This window comes from Haladaptatus sp. DJG-WS-42, from assembly GCF_037198285.1.
Lineage (GTDB): Archaea > Halobacteriota > Halobacteria > Halobacteriales > Halococcaceae > QDMS2.
Genome location: NZ_CP147243.1, coordinates 569970 through 586288, shown reverse-complemented (window position 1 = coordinate 586288; position 16319 = coordinate 569970). Strand labels below are relative to the sequence as shown.

Here is a 16319-nt window from a genome sequence, read left to right as displayed (position 1 = left end):
AAATGGCACTACTCGACATTCTCGCGTATCTCGCGGCTGGCGTTGGCGTAATGATTGCCGTTGGGTCGCTCACGCTCATTGGCCCCACGAAACTCTCGCTACTGCGCGAATCGTGGCAGACGCGCTTGCGTGAAGCAGGGCCGTATCTTGGCTTGCTCCTCGGTATCCTCGGCATCAACAAGGTAGCGAGGCAGGTCGGCCCGGAAATCTCGTGGGTGGTTGGCCTCAACATCACGAGCTACATCTACCAGATAGAGGGTGATTTCGTCGCGTTCATCCAGTCGATTGCCACCGACCAGCTCACCGTGTACTTCTCCTTCATCTACCTCTACGGCTACGTGTTCTTGCTCGTGTTCCCGTTCGTGCTCACGTTCGCGATGCGGGAGACGAAACACCTGAAACAAACAGCCGTTGCCTTCGCGCTCAACTACTCACTCGGCCTCGTGTTCTACATCCTGTTCGTCTCGTATGGGCCACGAAACCTGATTCCCGACCTCGTCGACCCGCTCATGTACTCGATGTACCCGCAGTCGCAACTGCTCACGGGTGAGGTCAACTCGAACACGAACGTCTTCCCGTCGCTTCACACCTCGCTGTCGGTGTCGGTGGCGTATCTCGCGTGGTTTACGCGCAAAGAGTACCCCTACTGGCTTCCGACGAGCATCTTCCTCGCCGCGAGCGTCGTAATGGCGACGATGTATCTCGGCATCCACTGGGGCACTGACGTTGTCGCCGGAACGATGCTCGGCCTCGGGAGCGTCCACATCGCTCGCCACCACTACGAAGTGTTCGAGTTCCTGCGGAAAGATCCGTGGGAGCTGCCCGTCTTGAACCGGCTTCGCTAGGATTTTTCTGTTCGCTCGAACACGAGCGCGTAGTGATACGGCGGCAGTTCGCGTTCGGACACCAGTTCGAACCCAGCTGGAACAACTCGTTCGCGTGTCGCTTCTGGCGTCAGCCGAAGCGTCTCGGGTGGGCCACGCGTCTTCCCAGCGACGACGGTTTCACTTTGGGGTAAGTCGTGCCAATTGACGACGATAAACCGTCCCTCGCTGGTGAGGGTTCGTCGGACTTCGGCAGCAAATTCGGTCTGGTCTTCAACGCCGTGGAAGGTGTTCGCCATGAACGCCACGTCCACGGGTGGGATGTGGTCACTGAGCGAACGAGCATCACAACAGACGCAGGTGACGTTGTCGATGGCTCGCTCGTCGAGTTCCGCACGCAACTGTGAGAGGAGTGACTCGTCGAGGTCGATCGCGAAGAGCTGTCCTTCGAGCATCGTCGCCGCGGGAATGGTAAAGTAGCCGTTGCCACAGCCCACGTCTGCGAGCGTATCTCGCTTGGCTACACCCACTTTCTCCAACAACCCGACTGGGTCGGGCCAGAGTTCGCCCCACCAGTCCCAATCTGGTTGCCGCGTGTTCTGAAATCGGGTCACACCGGCCGCTAGGCGTCGATACGCTTCAACACCTCGGCTCTATCGCACCGCGACAATTTAATATCTCACTATACGGTTTATCCGTTAGCTGTCTGGGCAGCTCTTCCGGTTCGAAATTGCCACCTGTGGTCGATCTCCGGGCAAATCCCGCCATTTTTCGTCGTGGCTGCGTGCAACGCGACAGCGATGGCACTCGAGCGTGCAGAGTCAGTCATACGGGATACCCACTCTTCACGGCCCGAACCCCCGGGGTTGGCCGCCCACTGTTGGCACTCTGAAACTGGGTGTTGGAAAAGGCGCTCGAGCTTACGCGGAGGCGCTCGAGTCGATGCCGTTGATTTTGATGAACGCGTAGTTACACTCTGGGCAGCGCCACTTGGTCTTGGTTCCGAGGTGAACCGTCATGCTGGCTGCCTTGTAGAAGATTCTAGATTCCTCACAGTGTGGGCAGTCGTGTTCGAGTTCAAGGCTCATGCATTTCATACTCTCGCCCGCCCAATTGAACGTACTGGTTCGCAGCCACCCGTGCTCTCCACGAGCGGTATGGAGTGGCGTCGGTCGCCTGCTCTCATTCAGACACCGCCGTCGACTCCGAAGGGACGCCGCTCAGCTGCCGCTGATTCAGGCATTCTGCCCTTCTATAAACGGTATGTGAATATACTAATTCGTTGCCTGTAAGCGTCGGCGGGTATTCGACCGAGAGCGATGTCGGCGTACCGGTTTTTAGTACCCCACAGCCAATCAGTTGAGCATGAGTATCTATTCGAGGAATCGGCGATGGCTGTAATCGTCGCGATGGATGGGTTGGGTTCTGCCAACTCGAAGGCATTCGTTGAGTCAGCCATGACCGACACATGAAACCCCGTGTCGATTGGCGTGTCAGCGTTCGGTTTGTCGGAACGATTCTCAAGTGGTTGTGGGTTCCGCTGCTCATCCCGCTCGGAGTTGCGCTCTACGACGCCACGACGGTGTTTCCGTTCGTTCTCCCGATGGCCGGGACTGTGGTCGTCGGTATCGGACTCGAGCAGCTCACCGACCAGCGCGACTTGGGAGCCAGAGAAGGGTTCTTGATGGTTTCGTTGACCTGGTTGAGCATGGCAGTCGTCGGGGCGGTGCCGTTCGTTCTCGCCAGTGAAGGTGCGCTCGCCGCGCCGGTGAACGCGCTGTTCGAGGCGATGAGCGGTATCACGACGACCGGCGCAACTGTCATCTTGGACTTCGAGATTCACTCTCGGGCGGTTCTCATGTGGCGGGCCGTCCTCCAGTGGCTCGGCGGACTTGGTATTCTCGTCCTCGCAACAGCGGTTCTCTCCCAGCTCGCGGTTGGTGGTGCACAGCTCATGGAGACGGAAACCCAAACGCGAGACATCAACAAACTCACCCCTCGTATCTCGGAGACTGCGGGATTGCTCTGGCAACTGTATATCGGGTTGACGGGGTTGAACATCGCCACCCTCTACGGACTCCACGTGGTCGGATTGGCCTCCGAAATGACCTTCTACGACGCGGTCGCCCACGCGTTCACAACGATTTCGACGAGCGGGTTCTCCCCACGTGCTGAGAGTCTGGCAGCATTTTCACCGGCCGTGCAGTGGGTGACCATCCCGTTTATGGCAACCGGTGCGACGAGCTTCATCCTCATCTACTTCGTCGTGCACGGGAACACAGACCGACTGCGCCAGAGCGACGAGTTTCGCTTCTACCTGAGCATCCTTGCAGTGTTCACCCTCGGCGTAGCCGGGATTCTCATCGCTGACGGCGGCCCACACACCGGCCTCGAAGAGATCGTTCGCCACTCGCTGTTTCAGGTGGTCTCCATCGTGACGACGACGGGCTACGCGAGTACCGACTTCAACCTCTGGTCGTCGGGGGCGAAACACCTCCTGTTCGTGTGTATGTTTATCGGCGGGATGGCAGGGAGTACCACCTGCTCGATAAAGGCGGTGCGCTGGCTGGTCGTGCTGAAGGCGTTTCGCCGCGACCTGTTCATCGCCTCTCATCCGCGCGTCGTCAGACCGGTTCGACTGAGCGGGGGCGTGGTCACAGAGGAGGCCATCCGCGACATCTACGCCTATACACTCGCGAGTCTCCTCATCTTCATCATCGCGACGGTTTTCGTCGTCGTCAACTCCTCGCGCGTGGCGTCACCGATAACCGAGTTCGAAGCGATGAGCGCCGCCGCATCTACCTTCTTCAACGTCGGCCCGGCGTTCGGCATCGCGGGCCCGTTCGCGAGCTACGAATCGTTCCCCGAAACCACGAAACTGCTCATGACGTTCCTCATGTGGGTCGGCCGAATCGAAATCATCCCCGTGCTTGTGCTCCTCACGCCTTCTTACTGGCGGGGTTGATTCGGTTCACTCTCCGTCGCGTCCTCTCGTCACGTCGAACGCCGCTGGGTCGGCGTCAGCGACCGCGGGGAGTCGTCGAAGCCGCGGGCGTAAAAGGACGTACAGTCCCGTAAACCCGAAGCCAAACGCGGCGAGCCCCACCGTCGTCGGTATCCCAAGCACGGAGGCGACGAGGCCGCCAACGAGCGAGCCAAGCGGGAGCGTGGCCCCCGATGTGGTTCCCTTGATGGTCGAAACGCGACCAAGGAGTTCCGTCGGGAACAGCGTCTGGTTCAGCGTTGACGTGAGCACGCCGCTGATACCCGCGGGCACCCACGCGAGCCCAAACAGGACGACGGTGAGCAGAGGTGACGGCGCGTACACCGCTGCGAGCCAGCAGCACGCGCCAAGCGAGTGGCCGACGAGCAGCAGCCAACCATACGGAATACGTTCGAGAGACGGTGCGAGGAGCGACCCGATGAGCCGACCGATACCGAGCGCTCCGAGCAACAGACCGTAGACGGCCGGGCCCCCGAGCGCGTCGCCAAACGCCGGGAGGATTGCGAGCGTCACGCCGGTCGCGAAGTTTGCCACCGCCGTCATGAGTATCAACTCAACGAACACGGTTCCCCGGAGCACGTCGATTCCGTCCCGCAGGTCGTTGAGGTACGCGTCGAAGACGGGCTCTCTCCCGCCGTCTGGTTCTCTGTGTTCGGCGTTCATCGGTGGAACGGCGATACCGGCGAACAGCAGGCCGGCAACGGCGAAGGTAACCGAGTCGAACAGGAACAGTGTCGTCGCACCGAAAACCGCGATGAACAGACCACCGAGCGCGTCGAACACCATGTCGAGGCCGAGCGTGACGGTTGCGAGCGCGGAGTTCGCCCGCGAAAGCCGTGATTCAGTGACGATGCGCGGGACGAGCGTTGCCTGCATCGGTGACATCACCAGTGTTGCGAGCGTCAGTATCGGGACGACCGCGAGCAAGACGCCGACGCTCAACCGCCCGGTCGCTGCGGCGAGCGGGAGTGTGAGAACGACGACACCTTGCAGGACTTGTGAGCCAACGAGCACGGGCCTGAGTGGGAGTCGGTCTACAATCGGCCCGGCGAGAATCTGCAAGAGCCACGGGAGCAACAACAGCGAATTTGCGAGTCCCGTGAGGACGGTCGAGCCGCTGAGGTCGTAGACGAGCCACAAGACGGCGACGGTGTAGAGGCTGTCCCCGGCATTCGTCACGAACTGCCCAGCGAAAAATCGTCGGAAATTCCGATTTCGCCACAGCGACGAGGCTTCGGGTACGTCGGCTGTGGTCATCGCAGACTCCCTCCAATGAAACGTGAAAGTGAGTCGAATGGTTGGTGTGAATGCGAGCGATACGTCTGGTGGTTGTGGGGCGATACGTGGTCAGATAAGCCCCGGCTGTGTGCCGGTAACTCAGCGAATATCGGCATATGCGTGTGTGTTCGGTCGAAAAAGTACGGCTACGAACTGTAGCGAAACGAACCCGAGTGCTGCGGCTATCGGGCCGTCCGCGAAGCGGGTGGCGAGAGCGGATTGAACACCGGATTACACGCACGCCGGTACGTCATCAATCGTTCACTCGAAACGTCGCTGACACTACATATAGGTGTGACGGTGCGCTCTCACATGCGGGAAATCAGCTAGTCGCACTCGCATCGAGTCGAGGGAGTTGAGCGACATACCGTAACAAACGCGGAGTACGGGGATATCCAGTCGTGCGAAGCGTTGAGAGTCAGTGTCGAAAAATAGGCGTGTGTTCAGTTCACAGCCGGTCGCGGCCCGAGGAGTTCGTGAGACGTGCACGGAGCCATTTGTGGATGCGAAGCCGCAGCGATGACTTCGTTCGACGGCCGCGGTCGTTCGTGTTTCGTGCCCGTGCTCTCGTGACCGCCCACCGCGTCGCAGACGGCAATGCCGGAAGCGTGAGTCCGAAGATACCGGTGAGCCACAGCGCTGGTGAGAACAGTGCGACGAACATCCCTACCGAAAGGAGCCAGATGCCAGCCGCCACCATCAGCTGATTGAGCGTGACGAGTTTCGCCTCTGCTTGTGCTCTGTTTCTCCGTTCCGAGGACGCAAGCGGCGAGCGCCCCTGATTCATGCGGCGTTGCTGCCGCCCACCTAATTGCCCTACCATACTATACTCTTGTTTCGGCCTACCTTTAAGCCCTGTCAGACCGGAGTCTGACGATTCTCGCCGCGTGGACAGGTCGCCAATCGAAAGTTACCGAGAATGTTATGTGTTACCACTCGAATCCACGCGGTGTGTCAGGTGGCGACAGTGGGCTTTTCGCCAGTCCTGCAGTGGGTTCTGGCTGATTGTACTCGGCGGGTGCCACGTCGTTTGCAGTGTCTGGGTAGAACAGCGAAGCGAGCGCGTGGATGTGTTCACGTCCGACGTCGAGTTCGAACTGACCGCCGCCGTACAACTGCATCCCCGCCGCCTGTGCGTATTCGATGCTTTCGAGGAGCGACTGGACGCTGCCAAAGCGTGACGGCTTGATGTTCAGCCAGTCGGGTTCCCACGGGAGATTTTTAATGTCGTCAAGGCTGTGGATGGGTGCGTCCCACGACACGCGCCCTTCGTGGCCGGAAAAGAGTGGTCGGGTCGCTTCGGTGAGCGCAGGGTCTTCGATGACGACCTCCGGAAGCCCCTCAATGATGCGCTTGTACAACTCGGGATCTGGGGCTTGGTCTATGTCCGTGCCCTCGTAGTGGCCTTTCAGGTCACAGACGCGCACCGCGCCAGTGGCTGCGAGGGCTGCAACGAGGTCGTCGTCCCACTCGCTCGTCGGGTCGAGTTTGAACTCGTAGGCGTCGTCTACGGAAAGCCACGTCTCGATGCGGTTAAAGGAGGCGTCGGGCAGGCGCGTCGAGATGATGAACCTGACCGGGTGGTATTCCAGTCCCAACTGAGCCGCGAGGCTGGTGTCCGCTTGCTTCAGCGCAAGGTCGAGCGCCGCGCTCTCGAAGCCCCACCGGCGATAGTTTCTGAAATCGTGACGGCCGGGCTCGCGGCCGTGAAACAGGTCTATGTCTGCGAGGCGGGAGGAGAACTCTGCGAACGTCCATTCGCCTTCGAGGTCGAAGGTGGGAGCCGCCTCAATCAGCGTGCGGTGGTCGGCTGGTTCGTAGGTCACGTCCTCGCCACGACCGGTTTCTCCGTCACCATCGAGTGAAATCGTGGTCGAGAGTCGGGTGAAGTCGCTCGACGTTTCTGCTTCGTGCAGCTCGTACGAGACGGACGAAATCGAGAGCGGGAGTTCTGCGAGGGCAGCGAACAGTGCCATGCCCAGCGTACGGAGGCAGGACAGAAAAGTTACGACCCGCGCCAATCGGTGACGACGGCGTAAATCTCGTAGGCGAAGATGGCGACGACGAGCGCGACCGACCCCCACGCCAGCGCGGAGAACAGCGTCTGGCCAATTGCGCTCATCGCTCTTCACCCCCATCTGGGCGTACCTCATCGAGTTGGTGGATGGTGCGAGAGAGCGACCCGAGGTCGAACGACCCGGGTGTCACCCGCGAGATGAGCAGGATGGCGAGCCCCGAAACGACCGCCGCCCCGACGAACGAGTTGAAGTACGACGCCGTTGGCAGGAGGTCTCCGATGACTGGAAGCGCGGCGAGCGGAGCGCGGAGTGTCGGGAAGTAGGCGAGGCCGACGAGCAGTCCAAGAATGCTTGAGACGAGCGCGCCGAATCCAGTCGCTTCCGTCGAATAGAGGCCGAACAGCAGTGGAATGAACGTCGCCGCCGCGAGCAGGTCTGCGATGAGGAAGATGGTGAGCACGCTGTAGCCCTGTGCGCCGACGAAGATGGCGGCGAGCGCGACCACGACGGTGAGCGCCCGCGCGGCGTTCGTGAGCGTAGAGCGGTCCGGGTCGTCCATGACGAGCGGGAGGTCTGCGGTCACGATGCTCGCAATCGCGTTGAACAGCGTGTCTGCGGTGCTCATGACGAGTAAGATGGCGAGGATGACGACCACGAGCGTCACCCACTCGGGGAACGCGGCGTCGAGCACGAGGAAGAAGGAAATATCGGCGTTGTAGCCCGCCGTGAAGTCTGTCGTGACGAGACCGAGTCCGGAGGCGGCGAGGCCGAACAGTCCGGCCAAGAACACCATCGGAATCACCGTGATGGCGGCGATGGTGAAGGAGCGTGCGAGGGTGCGTTCGTCTTTCGCGGCGTAGATGCGCTGCCACCACGCCTGATTCAACATCTCTGCGGCGAGGACGGCGACGGCGATGTAGGCCCCGAACTCGATGCCGGGGAGGAAGCCGGGGTCAAGCAGGCTCGGACTCGTCTCTGCGACGGTCTGGTAGATTTCGCCCGTCCCGCCGAGGGCGAGCAGTGCGCCCGCAAAGCCAATCGCGAGAATCGGGAGAATGACGAGCGTCTGGACGGTGTCGGTGAAGATGCTTGCCTTCAACCCGCCGTAGCCGGTGTAGGCGAGGACGAACAGGCCAACGAGTGCGGCGGTTTGCCACGTCGGGACGCCCGCGACAAGCGAGAGTGCGCCCGCGATGCCGGTCATCTCCGCGGCGAGGAAGATGAACATGTAGGTGATGCTCACGAGCAGGACGTAGACGTACATCACCGGGCCGAAGCGCGCGAGGGTGTACTCCGTGATGGAGTGGCCCTCGGGGATGAGTTCCCGGATGCGCGGACCAATCACGATGAACGCGAACAGTGGGAGTGCGCTGCCGATTGCGTAGCCGAGGACGGCCGTGAGGCCGCCGAATGCCGCGCCTGCCTCTGCCGGGCTAAAGAGAATCCACGCGCCCATCCCGGAGGCGATGAGCGTTGCGGTGGTCATCCCGTTGCCCGTCGAGTTGCGGGCGGTGATGTAGTCTTCCACCGAGTTGATGCGGCCGCGGGCGTACCACGTGCCGAGGCCCGCGAAGGTGACGAGCGTGAGAACAGTCAGTCCGAGGGCGACGCTGGCCGTTACCATCGTCCCACCTCACAGTGTTCGTACATGGATCACATTCGGCTATGGGCCTAGTTAAACATTGGTAATACCACTGGCTTATATTCCGTATGCTGCATCGAAAAACGCCACTTCGAGTTCCACGGTGCGGCTGAACAACCGGCGAACGCGTGCCGTTCGCTGGGGGGAGAGCGTGGCTCCCTGTTCGTCTAGCTGGGCTCTGAGCCAGCTAACGAACGCTTCGAACTCGGCGCTCGCGTGCATCGCAATCCACTCCTCGTGGTAGAACTTTTCTGGAGCGGCGTCTCGGTGAGGACGGGCCCACGAGAGGTATACCCACTCGGCTGGCACGAGTACGGCGAGCGACTCCGCGTACCCACCCTGATGGGTGGCGCGAACGAACAGGTCTTCAAGGGCCTGTGTGACCGGTAGTTTCTGGGGATCTTTCCAGGCGGCTTCATCGACTGAGAGCGCGGCGAACGACCGTTCGAAGTAGTCGTTCTCGGCGCCGGTAAGCGTCACGAGGAAGTCGGTGAGTCGGCGCTTTTCGGCCATGGATGGCGCGGTCACAACCGCGCTCCCAACGAGACCGGTGAGGGTCTCTACGAATGCGTAATCCTGAATGAGGTAGCGTCGGAGCGCGTCATCTGCGAGAGTTCCCGCCGCGAGTTCGTGGGTGAACTGGTGGTTCGTCGCGTTCGTCCAGGCCGGTTCCGAATGGGAACGCAGGCGCTCCGTGAATCGTGGCTCGCCACCCACCATCAGACAGTCCACCGTTCCTCGCGCCACGCGGCGTCCCAGAAGCGGTACTCGTAGCGAAACGAGGTGAGAAACCGCTCGCGCATCTCTTCACGGGCGGTGGGGCCTGCTTCGGCGGCGACCTCGTCGAGCAGGTCGAGACACCACTCGGTGAGCTCGGTGAACTCGTCGCTCGCGTACATCGCAATCCATTCTGCGTACTGCTCATGGTCGGGTTTCCCGCGCACGTCGAGGTTGCGGGCAGTCTGGTTGAACCCCCACATGCACGGCAGGAGGGCAGCGACGAGGTGAGAGAATGGCTCGGTGGCTGCCGTCCGGACGAGGAAGTCGGTGTAGGCTTGCGTGGTCGGCGAGGGCTTCGTCGCTTCGAGTGCCTCTTCGCTAATGCCGAACTCGGCAGCGTAGGCGCGGTGAAGCTCCATTTCGGTGTTCACCGTCTCGTCGAGCAGGGTTGCGAACGTCGAGAGTTGGGTGAGCGTGGGGGCGGACGCCGCGCCGAGAGCGAACACCCGGCTGTAGTCTATGAGGTATACGTAGTCCTGTTTCACCCAGTAGCGAAACGGCGATTCATCGAGCGTGCCGTCGCCGAGGCCGACGACCATCGGGTGGTCGAGAATCGATTCGAGGATGGGGCGGCCCTCCTCACAAAGGGTGTCACTGAAGGCCATGCCTCGCCTTCGTAGGGCCACCTGAAAACTGTTCACCGTCTGACTGGCCCGACTATAAGTTACTCCCGACCCTCGATACGGGCATGAAGATTTACACCAAACGCGGCGACGAGGGCAAGACCGACCTCTCGAACATGTCTCGCGTCTCGAAGGCGAGCCACCGCATCGAAGCCTACGGGAGTGTAGACGAGGTGAACGCGCTCGTCGGTGTCGTCAGGCCGACCGGCCACGAAGACATAGACGAGAAACTCCGCTCGATTCAAAACCATCTCCACATCGTGCAGGCGGACTTTGCGAACCCCGATCCGGACGCAGACGACCCCGTCGTTCGGGCAGAACACGTTGCGCTGCTCGAAGGGTGGATGGACGAACTCGACGCAGAACTGGAGCCGCTTCGAAACTTCATCCTGCCTTCAGGGAGCGAACCCGGCGCGAAACTCCACCACGCCCGCGCGGTCTGCCGTCGCGCCGAGCGCCGGGCGGTCGCGCTCATCAACGAAGAAGAGGCCAATCCAGAGGCCGTGAAGTACCTGAATCGGTTGTCCGATGCGCTGTTCGTCCTCGCGCGCGCGGTCAACAAGCGAGAGGGCGTTCCCGAGGAAAGTCCGACCTACTGAGTTCGTCGTTATTCGGGCGTGAGGCCGACCAGTTCTTTGGTCAGGATGTTCGCGTAACCCTGCGGGGTGAGTTTGAGAATCGGGACGCCGAGGAAGGTGAGCGTCGCGACCGCGAGCATGGGGTGGTCTGCGGTGACGCCTTGGTTTCTGAGCGCTGCGCTGACGGCTTCGACGTTTGCTGCGGCCTCGTCGATTGGGATGTCTGCCAAAAATCCGCCGACGCGACACGGGTGTGACGCGGTGAGTTCATTGTCGTCTACGACCGTCCAGCCACCGCCTAGCTCGTGGAGGTGGTCGATGGCGCGATGGATTGCCTCGTCGTCTGCGCCCACGGCGATGGTCAGTCCGGCCTCCCACGCGGTGGTTGTCGCCACGGCTCCCGAGGTGAGGCCGAGGCCGGTGACGAAGCCGACGAAGGCGTCGGCGTCGCTTTCGGGATGGCGGTCAATGACGACGACTTTCAGCACGTCGGCGTCGGGGTCAGCAACGAGATTCCCGGCTTCGACCGCTGGCTCTGCGAGCGTGTCTTGGGTGAAGAGGCCGGTGACGTGTTCGATGGCGCGGACGGTGCCGTTGCGGGCGACGGACTCAGGCACTGTGAGGTCGAGCGTTTCGGGGAGGTGGACGCTCTCGTAGAAGTGGTCTGGGTATTCGTAGGGGACTGGCTCGACGGTCGCGGTGCCGTTTTCGACCACGACTTCGCCGCCTGAAATGACCGTCTCGACTTCGACTGCTTCGAGGTCGGAGAGGAGGACGATGTCGGCTCGAGCGCCCGGCGAGAGCGTGCCGCGGTCTGTGAGTCCAAAGTGTCTTGCTGGATTCAGCGTCGCCATCCGAATCGCGTCTTCGGGAGTGACACCCGCGTCGATTGCGCGGCGGACGACGCGGTTCATGTAGATCCCCTCGCGCACGTCACCGGGCCAGACGCTGTCGGTCGAAAGCGAGAGGTCTGCCGGGCCGACTTCGTGGTAGGCGTCTACGACGGCTTGTGTGTCGTCGCGGACCGTTCCCGACCGCCCGATGGCGTGGATGCCGTTTTCGAGGCGGGAAATCATTTCCTCGCCCGTGATGGCTTCGTGGTCGTTGTCCACGACGCTTGCAAACGCCTGCAGGTTCGCGCCCTTACAGCCCGCGCCGTGGCCGCTGATTGGCGTGCCGAGGGTTCGTGCTTCGTCGTAGAGGTCGAACAGCGGTGGGTCGCGCCCGACGACGTGTATCCAGTCAACCTCGCCAACCCCGACGACGCGCGGGTGGGTGAGGAGGTCACAGAGCGCGTCTTTCTCCGTTTTATCGCCCCACGCGGGCGTGAATGTGGAGACGAGTGGCTGTGGAGGGACGGTGAAAAACACGTTCACTGCGAGCGGGGCGGTTGCGCGCAGCAGCTGTTCGACAGCGGTCGCGCCGTAGAGCGAGCCGAGGCAGTTCGACTCGCTTATGACGCTCGTGGTGCCCGCTTCGAGGACGTGTGGGTAGGCGTATTCGAAGGCGTGTTGGGCTTCGATGTGGGTGTGGGCGTCGATGAGCCCGGGGATGGCGACGAGCCCGGTTGCGTCGATGACGGTCGTGTCGGGGCCGATGATTGGCTCGGGGTCTTCGGGGAGCGCCGCGATTTGGTCGTCCACGACGGCGATGGCTCGCTTCTTCTTCGCTCCTGTCTCAGGAAACAGCACTCGTGCGCCGCGGACAACGAGGTCTGCGGGTGCGTCTCCAAGAGCAACGGCTTGGAGGCGAGTCATGTTCGCTCGTAGACGATGACGCCGCCGTTCTCGTGTTGGCGCACCTTGCCGCGGGCTTCGAGGACGTCTAAGTGGCCAACGGCTTCGCTCATGCCGGGGAAGAACTCGGTGACGGGGAGGTCGCCGAACAGTTCGTGCATGATTTCGACGGCCGTCGTCGGGCCGTCTACGAGACCGTACACCGTCTCCGTTCGGTCGTCGTGTGCGTCGAGCATCTCTTGGATGCGCTGGCTCGGGTTCTCGATGATGGTTCGGTGACCGGGGAGGAATCGGTCGTAGTGCTCGGCTTTGAGCGCGCGGAGTGAGTCGTTGAACGCCGGGAGCGGGCGCGGGCGCTCGTCTTCGCCGGGTTCTGGAGGCTGAAGCAGCGGGTTTGGCGTAATCTCGTTGAGGACGTTGTCGCCGATGATGGCGTGGCGTTCGTCGCCCTCGGTGAATTCGAAGATGAGTTCGCCAATGGCGTGACCGGTGACGCGGTGGGCGACCAGCGGCTCGCCGTTGATTTCGATTTTGTCGCCCTCGCTGACTTCGTGGTCGGTCTCGACGCTTGGCGCGTAGGAGAGGAACGACTCGGGGAGGTTGACGACGGCGTTTGCGGTCGCGTTCGACATGCCGTTGCGCTCGAAGAAGTCGGCGAAGAAGGTCTGTTCGTGTTCGAGTTCGCCGGGGAAGTCGGCCATGATGCGGGCGGCTTCGGGGCTGGCGATGACGGTTGCGCCTTCGGCTTGGAGCCGGGCGGCGAGGCCGAAGTGGTCTGGGTGCGGGTGGGTGACGACAACCTGTTCGACTTCGTCAGGCGTCATGCCGTGTTCGTCGAAGCCGTCTAAGAGGGCGGCCCACGCCTCCTCGCTGTCGGGGCCGGGGTCAACGACGGTTCGGCCGGAGAGGTAGGCGTTGACCGCGCCGACACGAAACGGCGTCGGGATAGAAAACCGTGTGAACATAGCCACGACTTCCACACGCTGTGCTAAACAATTTGTGACGGTCGAAAGAGTGGACGGGTGCAAACGACCGGGTGATGCCCACGGTCTGAAACGGCCACGTCGCACTCAACCATGCGTCGGCTTTGGGACAGACGCCGACTGCGACGGATGGTCATTCACTGTGCACCGCCTGCAGGTTTAGGTCTACCTAAAACAACCAAAAGTGTTGTGGTATCGATGCCGACGCAGATTTTTTCATCAGCTTCGCTCGATGAAAATCCAGCACGCACGTACTGTCGTGGGCATAAGGGTTTTATTCAGTGTTGCCGTATTATAATACGTATGAACAAGCACTTTGAAGATACGCAGTACTACCTGAAGCGCGCCGGCGAGACGGCAAAACGCGGCGTTTCAGACGAACTCGCGCCAATCCAGGAGAAGTTCCGCACGCTCACTGGCCGCGAAGACGAGGAGCCAGAGCCCTCTCGCGTTGACGAGGTGCGAGATGAACTGAAGAAGCTGCAGGAGCGAGCCGAGGGTGAGACCCGCGAGGCAATCGCCAGCGCCCGCGGACGCCTCGATGATTACCGGTCGAGCCGCGAAGAAGCGTCCGACTAAGCCTTTTTTCGGCTGCCGAAAGTAACCCTTAAGTTCAGCCGTCGGAAACGAGGTACTGCAGAGGGTTGGTGATCTAGGCTGGTTATGATACCTCCTTCACACGGAGGAAGTCGGCGGTTCAAATCCGCCCCGACCCACTACTTCTGTCGCGAGCAACTCCGCGAGCGACTGCTGTTGTGACGAGCGGGCGGTTTGAATCAAGGAGCGAAACGAAGTGGAGCGACTGGGGTTCAAATCCGCCCCGACCCACTACTTATCTCAGCGCAAAACCGACGAGCGCAGCGAGTCGTCCGTGTCGTCGAAATGGTCACGTAGGATTTGAAGCAGGGAACGAAGCGGAGCGAGGTTCAAATCCGCCCCATCCTCCCTTCCTACAGATGAATTTGCCGACGAGAGCTGTGTGAATATCTTAGACTGGCGCGCTTCCCGCCCAATTCGACCGATGAGCCATGATGAAATGGTTAGCAGACCGTTCAGGAGCTAATACACTTCTTACGGATTTCGGCCAACTCGACCATTCGTGGTTTGTTCGATTTTTCCACGACATCGTCGATCTCCATCTCCAAAGGTTTGTTCCAATCGCGGGGGTACTGGATGCCGTTGTTCGATTCGAACGTGTAGTAGAGCTCGATAGACTTTTGCTCGTAGTTATCAAAAACCGGGTTATCAGCGTCTGTTAAGTCGCCGAATGACTCTTTAGCTGATGGCTTTGTGGTCAATGATATGAACTGGTTTTCTTCCAAGTGAAAGTGCCAATCCTTTGTAGAGACCATTAGAGTGTCTACAGAATCGTCTCCTTCTCTAAGAATCGCTTTAAGCCGAAGATTGAGTGCTGGACTGTCACCGAAATTCTTGAGTCCGAAGTCGTAGGTTCCCGAATCATCGAGTTGACGAAAGTGAGGGCGTACTGCAAGACGACTGGCAGGCTGGTTCAATCTTGACTCACGCATTTGATTAAAAGCGATATAGGCGTATAGCCCTGTAACCGTGACCAGTACGCTTTCGGTTGAAAATTCGCCTACGACCCACGAAACTGCGCCTATTATTACGACTCCTATTCCACCCAATATATTCCAGCTATCGAAAAACCTGACCACGTCCCCCTTTATTGACCCCCATAGTGATTGAATATCAACCATACCTATCACACCCGGTATGATGTGATGAACCTTTGGCAGGTCAGGCCGTGTCAGAAGGAAGTAGCATGTACAATATCGAGCTACGTGGAACCTCTTACAACGTCCCGTCCGCGTTGTCCATGTACCCCGACCTACCTTCCACCTTCACTCGCGGCCACGCCAAGGATGTAATTACAGCTCGGACACACCCATTGGGAAACGAGGACCTGACCTTCTTGGATGACTTCTTCGACGGCTGAGACGCTGTTCTCGCAGTATGGACAGATTCCCATGCGTTGGTGACGGTGGCGATGTGCCTTCAGTGTTGTAGCCAACTCACCCCACTAACACTCGCGTCACCTGCTGACACCGATGTCCGCGAGCGCTTTTGTGTGCCCAGTCCAAAATGAAGGTACGGAACTCTGGTGTGTCAGTCCCTGAGCGAAGGCGCTGGCGCACGCCCATACAACAATGTCACAGACAAAGGCCGATTACGAGGACGAGGTATCGTACGACGAAGCACTTGACGAACGCCCGAGCGAGGCGGAACTCGACGCGGCGGTCGAGAACCTAGAGGCTCGTGGTTTCAACGTCGTAGTTGTTGATTCTGCGGAGGAAGCGAACGAGGAACTCATTGGCCAGATTCCAGCCGGTGCGTCGGTGATGGACGGCCACTCCACGACGCTCGAAGAAATCGGGTTCATGGACTATCTGAACGAGGGCGACCACGACTGGGAGAACCTCCACGCAGAGGTCGTTGCCATCGAGGACGACGAGGCGCGATTCGACGCCCGGCGTGAGGCGCAGACGGCCGACTACTTCCTCGGGAGCGTCAACGCCATCGCGAAATCTGGCGAGTTGGTGGCCGCAGACGCCTCCGGGAGTCGTATCGGGGCGTATCCGTTCGCGGCGAAGAATCTCCTGCTCGTCGCCGGGACGAACAAAATTGTCGAGGACTTGTCCGCGGCGCTCGACCGCCTCGAAGACGTCGCGTATCCGCTTGAAGACGCCCGCGCGCAGGACGCCTACGGCGTTGGTAGTGTGATTGCGAAGCAACTCATCTACCGCCACGAGACGACCGAAGGGCGCACGACGCTCGTGCTCGTCCGCGACGACCTCGGCTTCTAGGCCGAACTCGCCGTTTCACACCCAGTCC

At 60.7% G+C, this 16319-nt stretch carries 17 protein-coding genes and 1 tRNA gene; 6 read left to right on the top strand and 12 right to left on the bottom strand.

Annotated features, from left to right (window positions below; genetic code table 11):
* Positions 1-2 precede the first annotated feature (2 nt).
* A complete protein-coding gene (locus V5N47_RS03235; protein WP_338729413.1) occupies positions 3-845 on the top strand; it encodes a phosphatase PAP2 family protein in 843 nt (280 codons plus the stop codon).
* Here V5N47_RS03235 and V5N47_RS03230 read toward each other — a convergent pair.
* On the bottom strand, positions 842-1438 hold the full coding sequence (locus V5N47_RS03230; protein WP_338729412.1) for a class I SAM-dependent methyltransferase: 597 nt from the start codon (positions 1436-1438) through the stop codon (positions 842-844). The genes V5N47_RS03235 and V5N47_RS03230 overlap by 4 nt on opposite strands.
* A 306-nt stretch (positions 1439-1744) precedes the next feature.
* Positions 1745-1912 (bottom strand): hypothetical protein, encoded by a 168-nt coding sequence (locus V5N47_RS03225; protein ID WP_338729411.1) that lies wholly within the window; start codon positions 1910-1912, stop codon positions 1745-1747.
* A gap of 380 nt (positions 1913-2292) precedes the next feature.
* Between V5N47_RS03225 and V5N47_RS03220 the strand changes: the two genes are divergently transcribed.
* Positions 2293-3789: a TrkH family potassium uptake protein gene (locus V5N47_RS03220; protein ID WP_338729410.1), complete on the top strand. Its 1497-nt coding sequence runs from the start codon at positions 2293-2295 to the stop codon at positions 3787-3789.
* Positions 3790-3795: 6 nt separating this feature from the next.
* On the opposite strand, the gene V5N47_RS03215 is transcribed toward V5N47_RS03220, so the two are convergent.
* The 6 genes from V5N47_RS03215 to tenA all read right to left on the bottom strand — a co-directional run bounded on the left by V5N47_RS03215 (position 3796) and on the right by tenA (position 10151).
* A complete protein-coding gene (locus tag V5N47_RS03215) occupies positions 3796-5085 on the bottom strand; it encodes an MFS transporter (protein WP_338729409.1) in 1290 nt (429 codons plus the stop codon).
* A 469-nt stretch (positions 5086-5554) separates the two neighbouring features.
* The gene (locus V5N47_RS03210) at positions 5555-5929 is read right to left on the bottom strand and encodes a hypothetical protein (RefSeq protein ID WP_338729408.1); all 375 of its coding nucleotides are present in this window, start codon (positions 5927-5929) and stop codon (positions 5555-5557) included.
* Between the two features lie 106 nt (positions 5930-6035).
* A complete protein-coding gene (locus tag V5N47_RS03205) occupies positions 6036-7082 on the bottom strand; it encodes a hypothetical protein (RefSeq protein WP_338729407.1) in 1047 nt (348 codons plus the stop codon).
* 142 nt (positions 7083-7224) lie between these two features.
* Entirely contained in the window at positions 7225-8748 is a 1524-nt protein-coding gene (locus tag V5N47_RS03200; RefSeq protein WP_338729406.1) for a sodium:proline symporter, read from the bottom strand.
* 75 nt (positions 8749-8823) lie between these two features.
* A complete protein-coding gene (locus tag V5N47_RS03195) occupies positions 8824-9486 on the bottom strand; it encodes a TenA family protein (RefSeq protein WP_338729405.1) in 663 nt (220 codons plus the stop codon).
* Entirely contained in the window at positions 9486-10151 is a 666-nt protein-coding gene (gene tenA / locus V5N47_RS03190) for a thiaminase II (RefSeq protein WP_338729404.1), read from the bottom strand. The genes V5N47_RS03195 and tenA overlap by 1 nt, the downstream gene beginning before the upstream one ends.
* An 83-nt stretch (positions 10152-10234) precedes the next feature.
* Between tenA and V5N47_RS03185 the strand changes: the two genes are divergently transcribed.
* Positions 10235-10768: a cob(I)yrinic acid a,c-diamide adenosyltransferase gene (locus V5N47_RS03185; protein WP_338729403.1), complete on the top strand. Its 534-nt coding sequence runs from the start codon at positions 10235-10237 to the stop codon at positions 10766-10768.
* A gap of 8 nt (positions 10769-10776) precedes the next feature.
* Here the strand turns inward: V5N47_RS03185 and V5N47_RS03180 are convergent, their stop codons facing one another.
* Positions 10777-12504 carry an adenine deaminase C-terminal domain-containing protein gene (locus V5N47_RS03180; protein WP_338729402.1) on the bottom strand — a complete coding sequence of 576 codons (1728 nt, stop codon included), beginning with the start codon at positions 12502-12504 and terminating at the stop codon, positions 10777-10779.
* Positions 12501-13448 carry an MBL fold metallo-hydrolase gene (locus V5N47_RS03175; protein WP_338729401.1) on the bottom strand — a complete coding sequence of 316 codons (948 nt, stop codon included), beginning with the start codon at positions 13446-13448 and terminating at the stop codon, positions 12501-12503. Before V5N47_RS03175 ends, V5N47_RS03180 begins: the two co-directional genes overlap by 4 nt.
* Positions 13449-13769: 321 nt before the next feature.
* On the opposite strand from V5N47_RS03175, the gene V5N47_RS03170 reads away from it, so the two are divergent.
* Positions 13770-14045 (top strand): hypothetical protein, encoded by a 276-nt coding sequence (locus tag V5N47_RS03170; protein ID WP_338729400.1) that lies wholly within the window; start codon positions 13770-13772, stop codon positions 14043-14045.
* A gap of 62 nt (positions 14046-14107) precedes the next feature.
* Positions 14108-14182: transfer RNA gene (locus V5N47_RS03165), tRNA-Val, on the top strand.
* Positions 14183-14518: 336 nt separating this feature from the next.
* Here the strand turns inward: V5N47_RS03165 and V5N47_RS03160 are convergent.
* The gene (locus V5N47_RS03160; RefSeq protein WP_338729399.1) at positions 14519-15184 is read right to left on the bottom strand and encodes a hypothetical protein; all 666 of its coding nucleotides are present in this window, start codon (positions 15182-15184) and stop codon (positions 14519-14521) included.
* A gap of 131 nt (positions 15185-15315) precedes the next feature.
* Positions 15316-15456 carry a hypothetical protein gene (locus V5N47_RS03155; RefSeq protein WP_338729398.1) on the bottom strand — a complete coding sequence of 47 codons (141 nt, stop codon included), beginning with the start codon at positions 15454-15456 and terminating at the stop codon, positions 15316-15318.
* Positions 15457-15634: 178 nt separating this feature from the next.
* On the opposite strand from V5N47_RS03155, the gene V5N47_RS03150 reads away from it, so the two are divergent.
* On the top strand, positions 15635-16291 hold the full coding sequence (locus V5N47_RS03150) for a lactate utilization protein (RefSeq protein ID WP_338729397.1): 657 nt from the start codon (positions 15635-15637) through the stop codon (positions 16289-16291).
* The last annotated feature ends 28 nt before the right edge of the window (positions 16292-16319 follow it).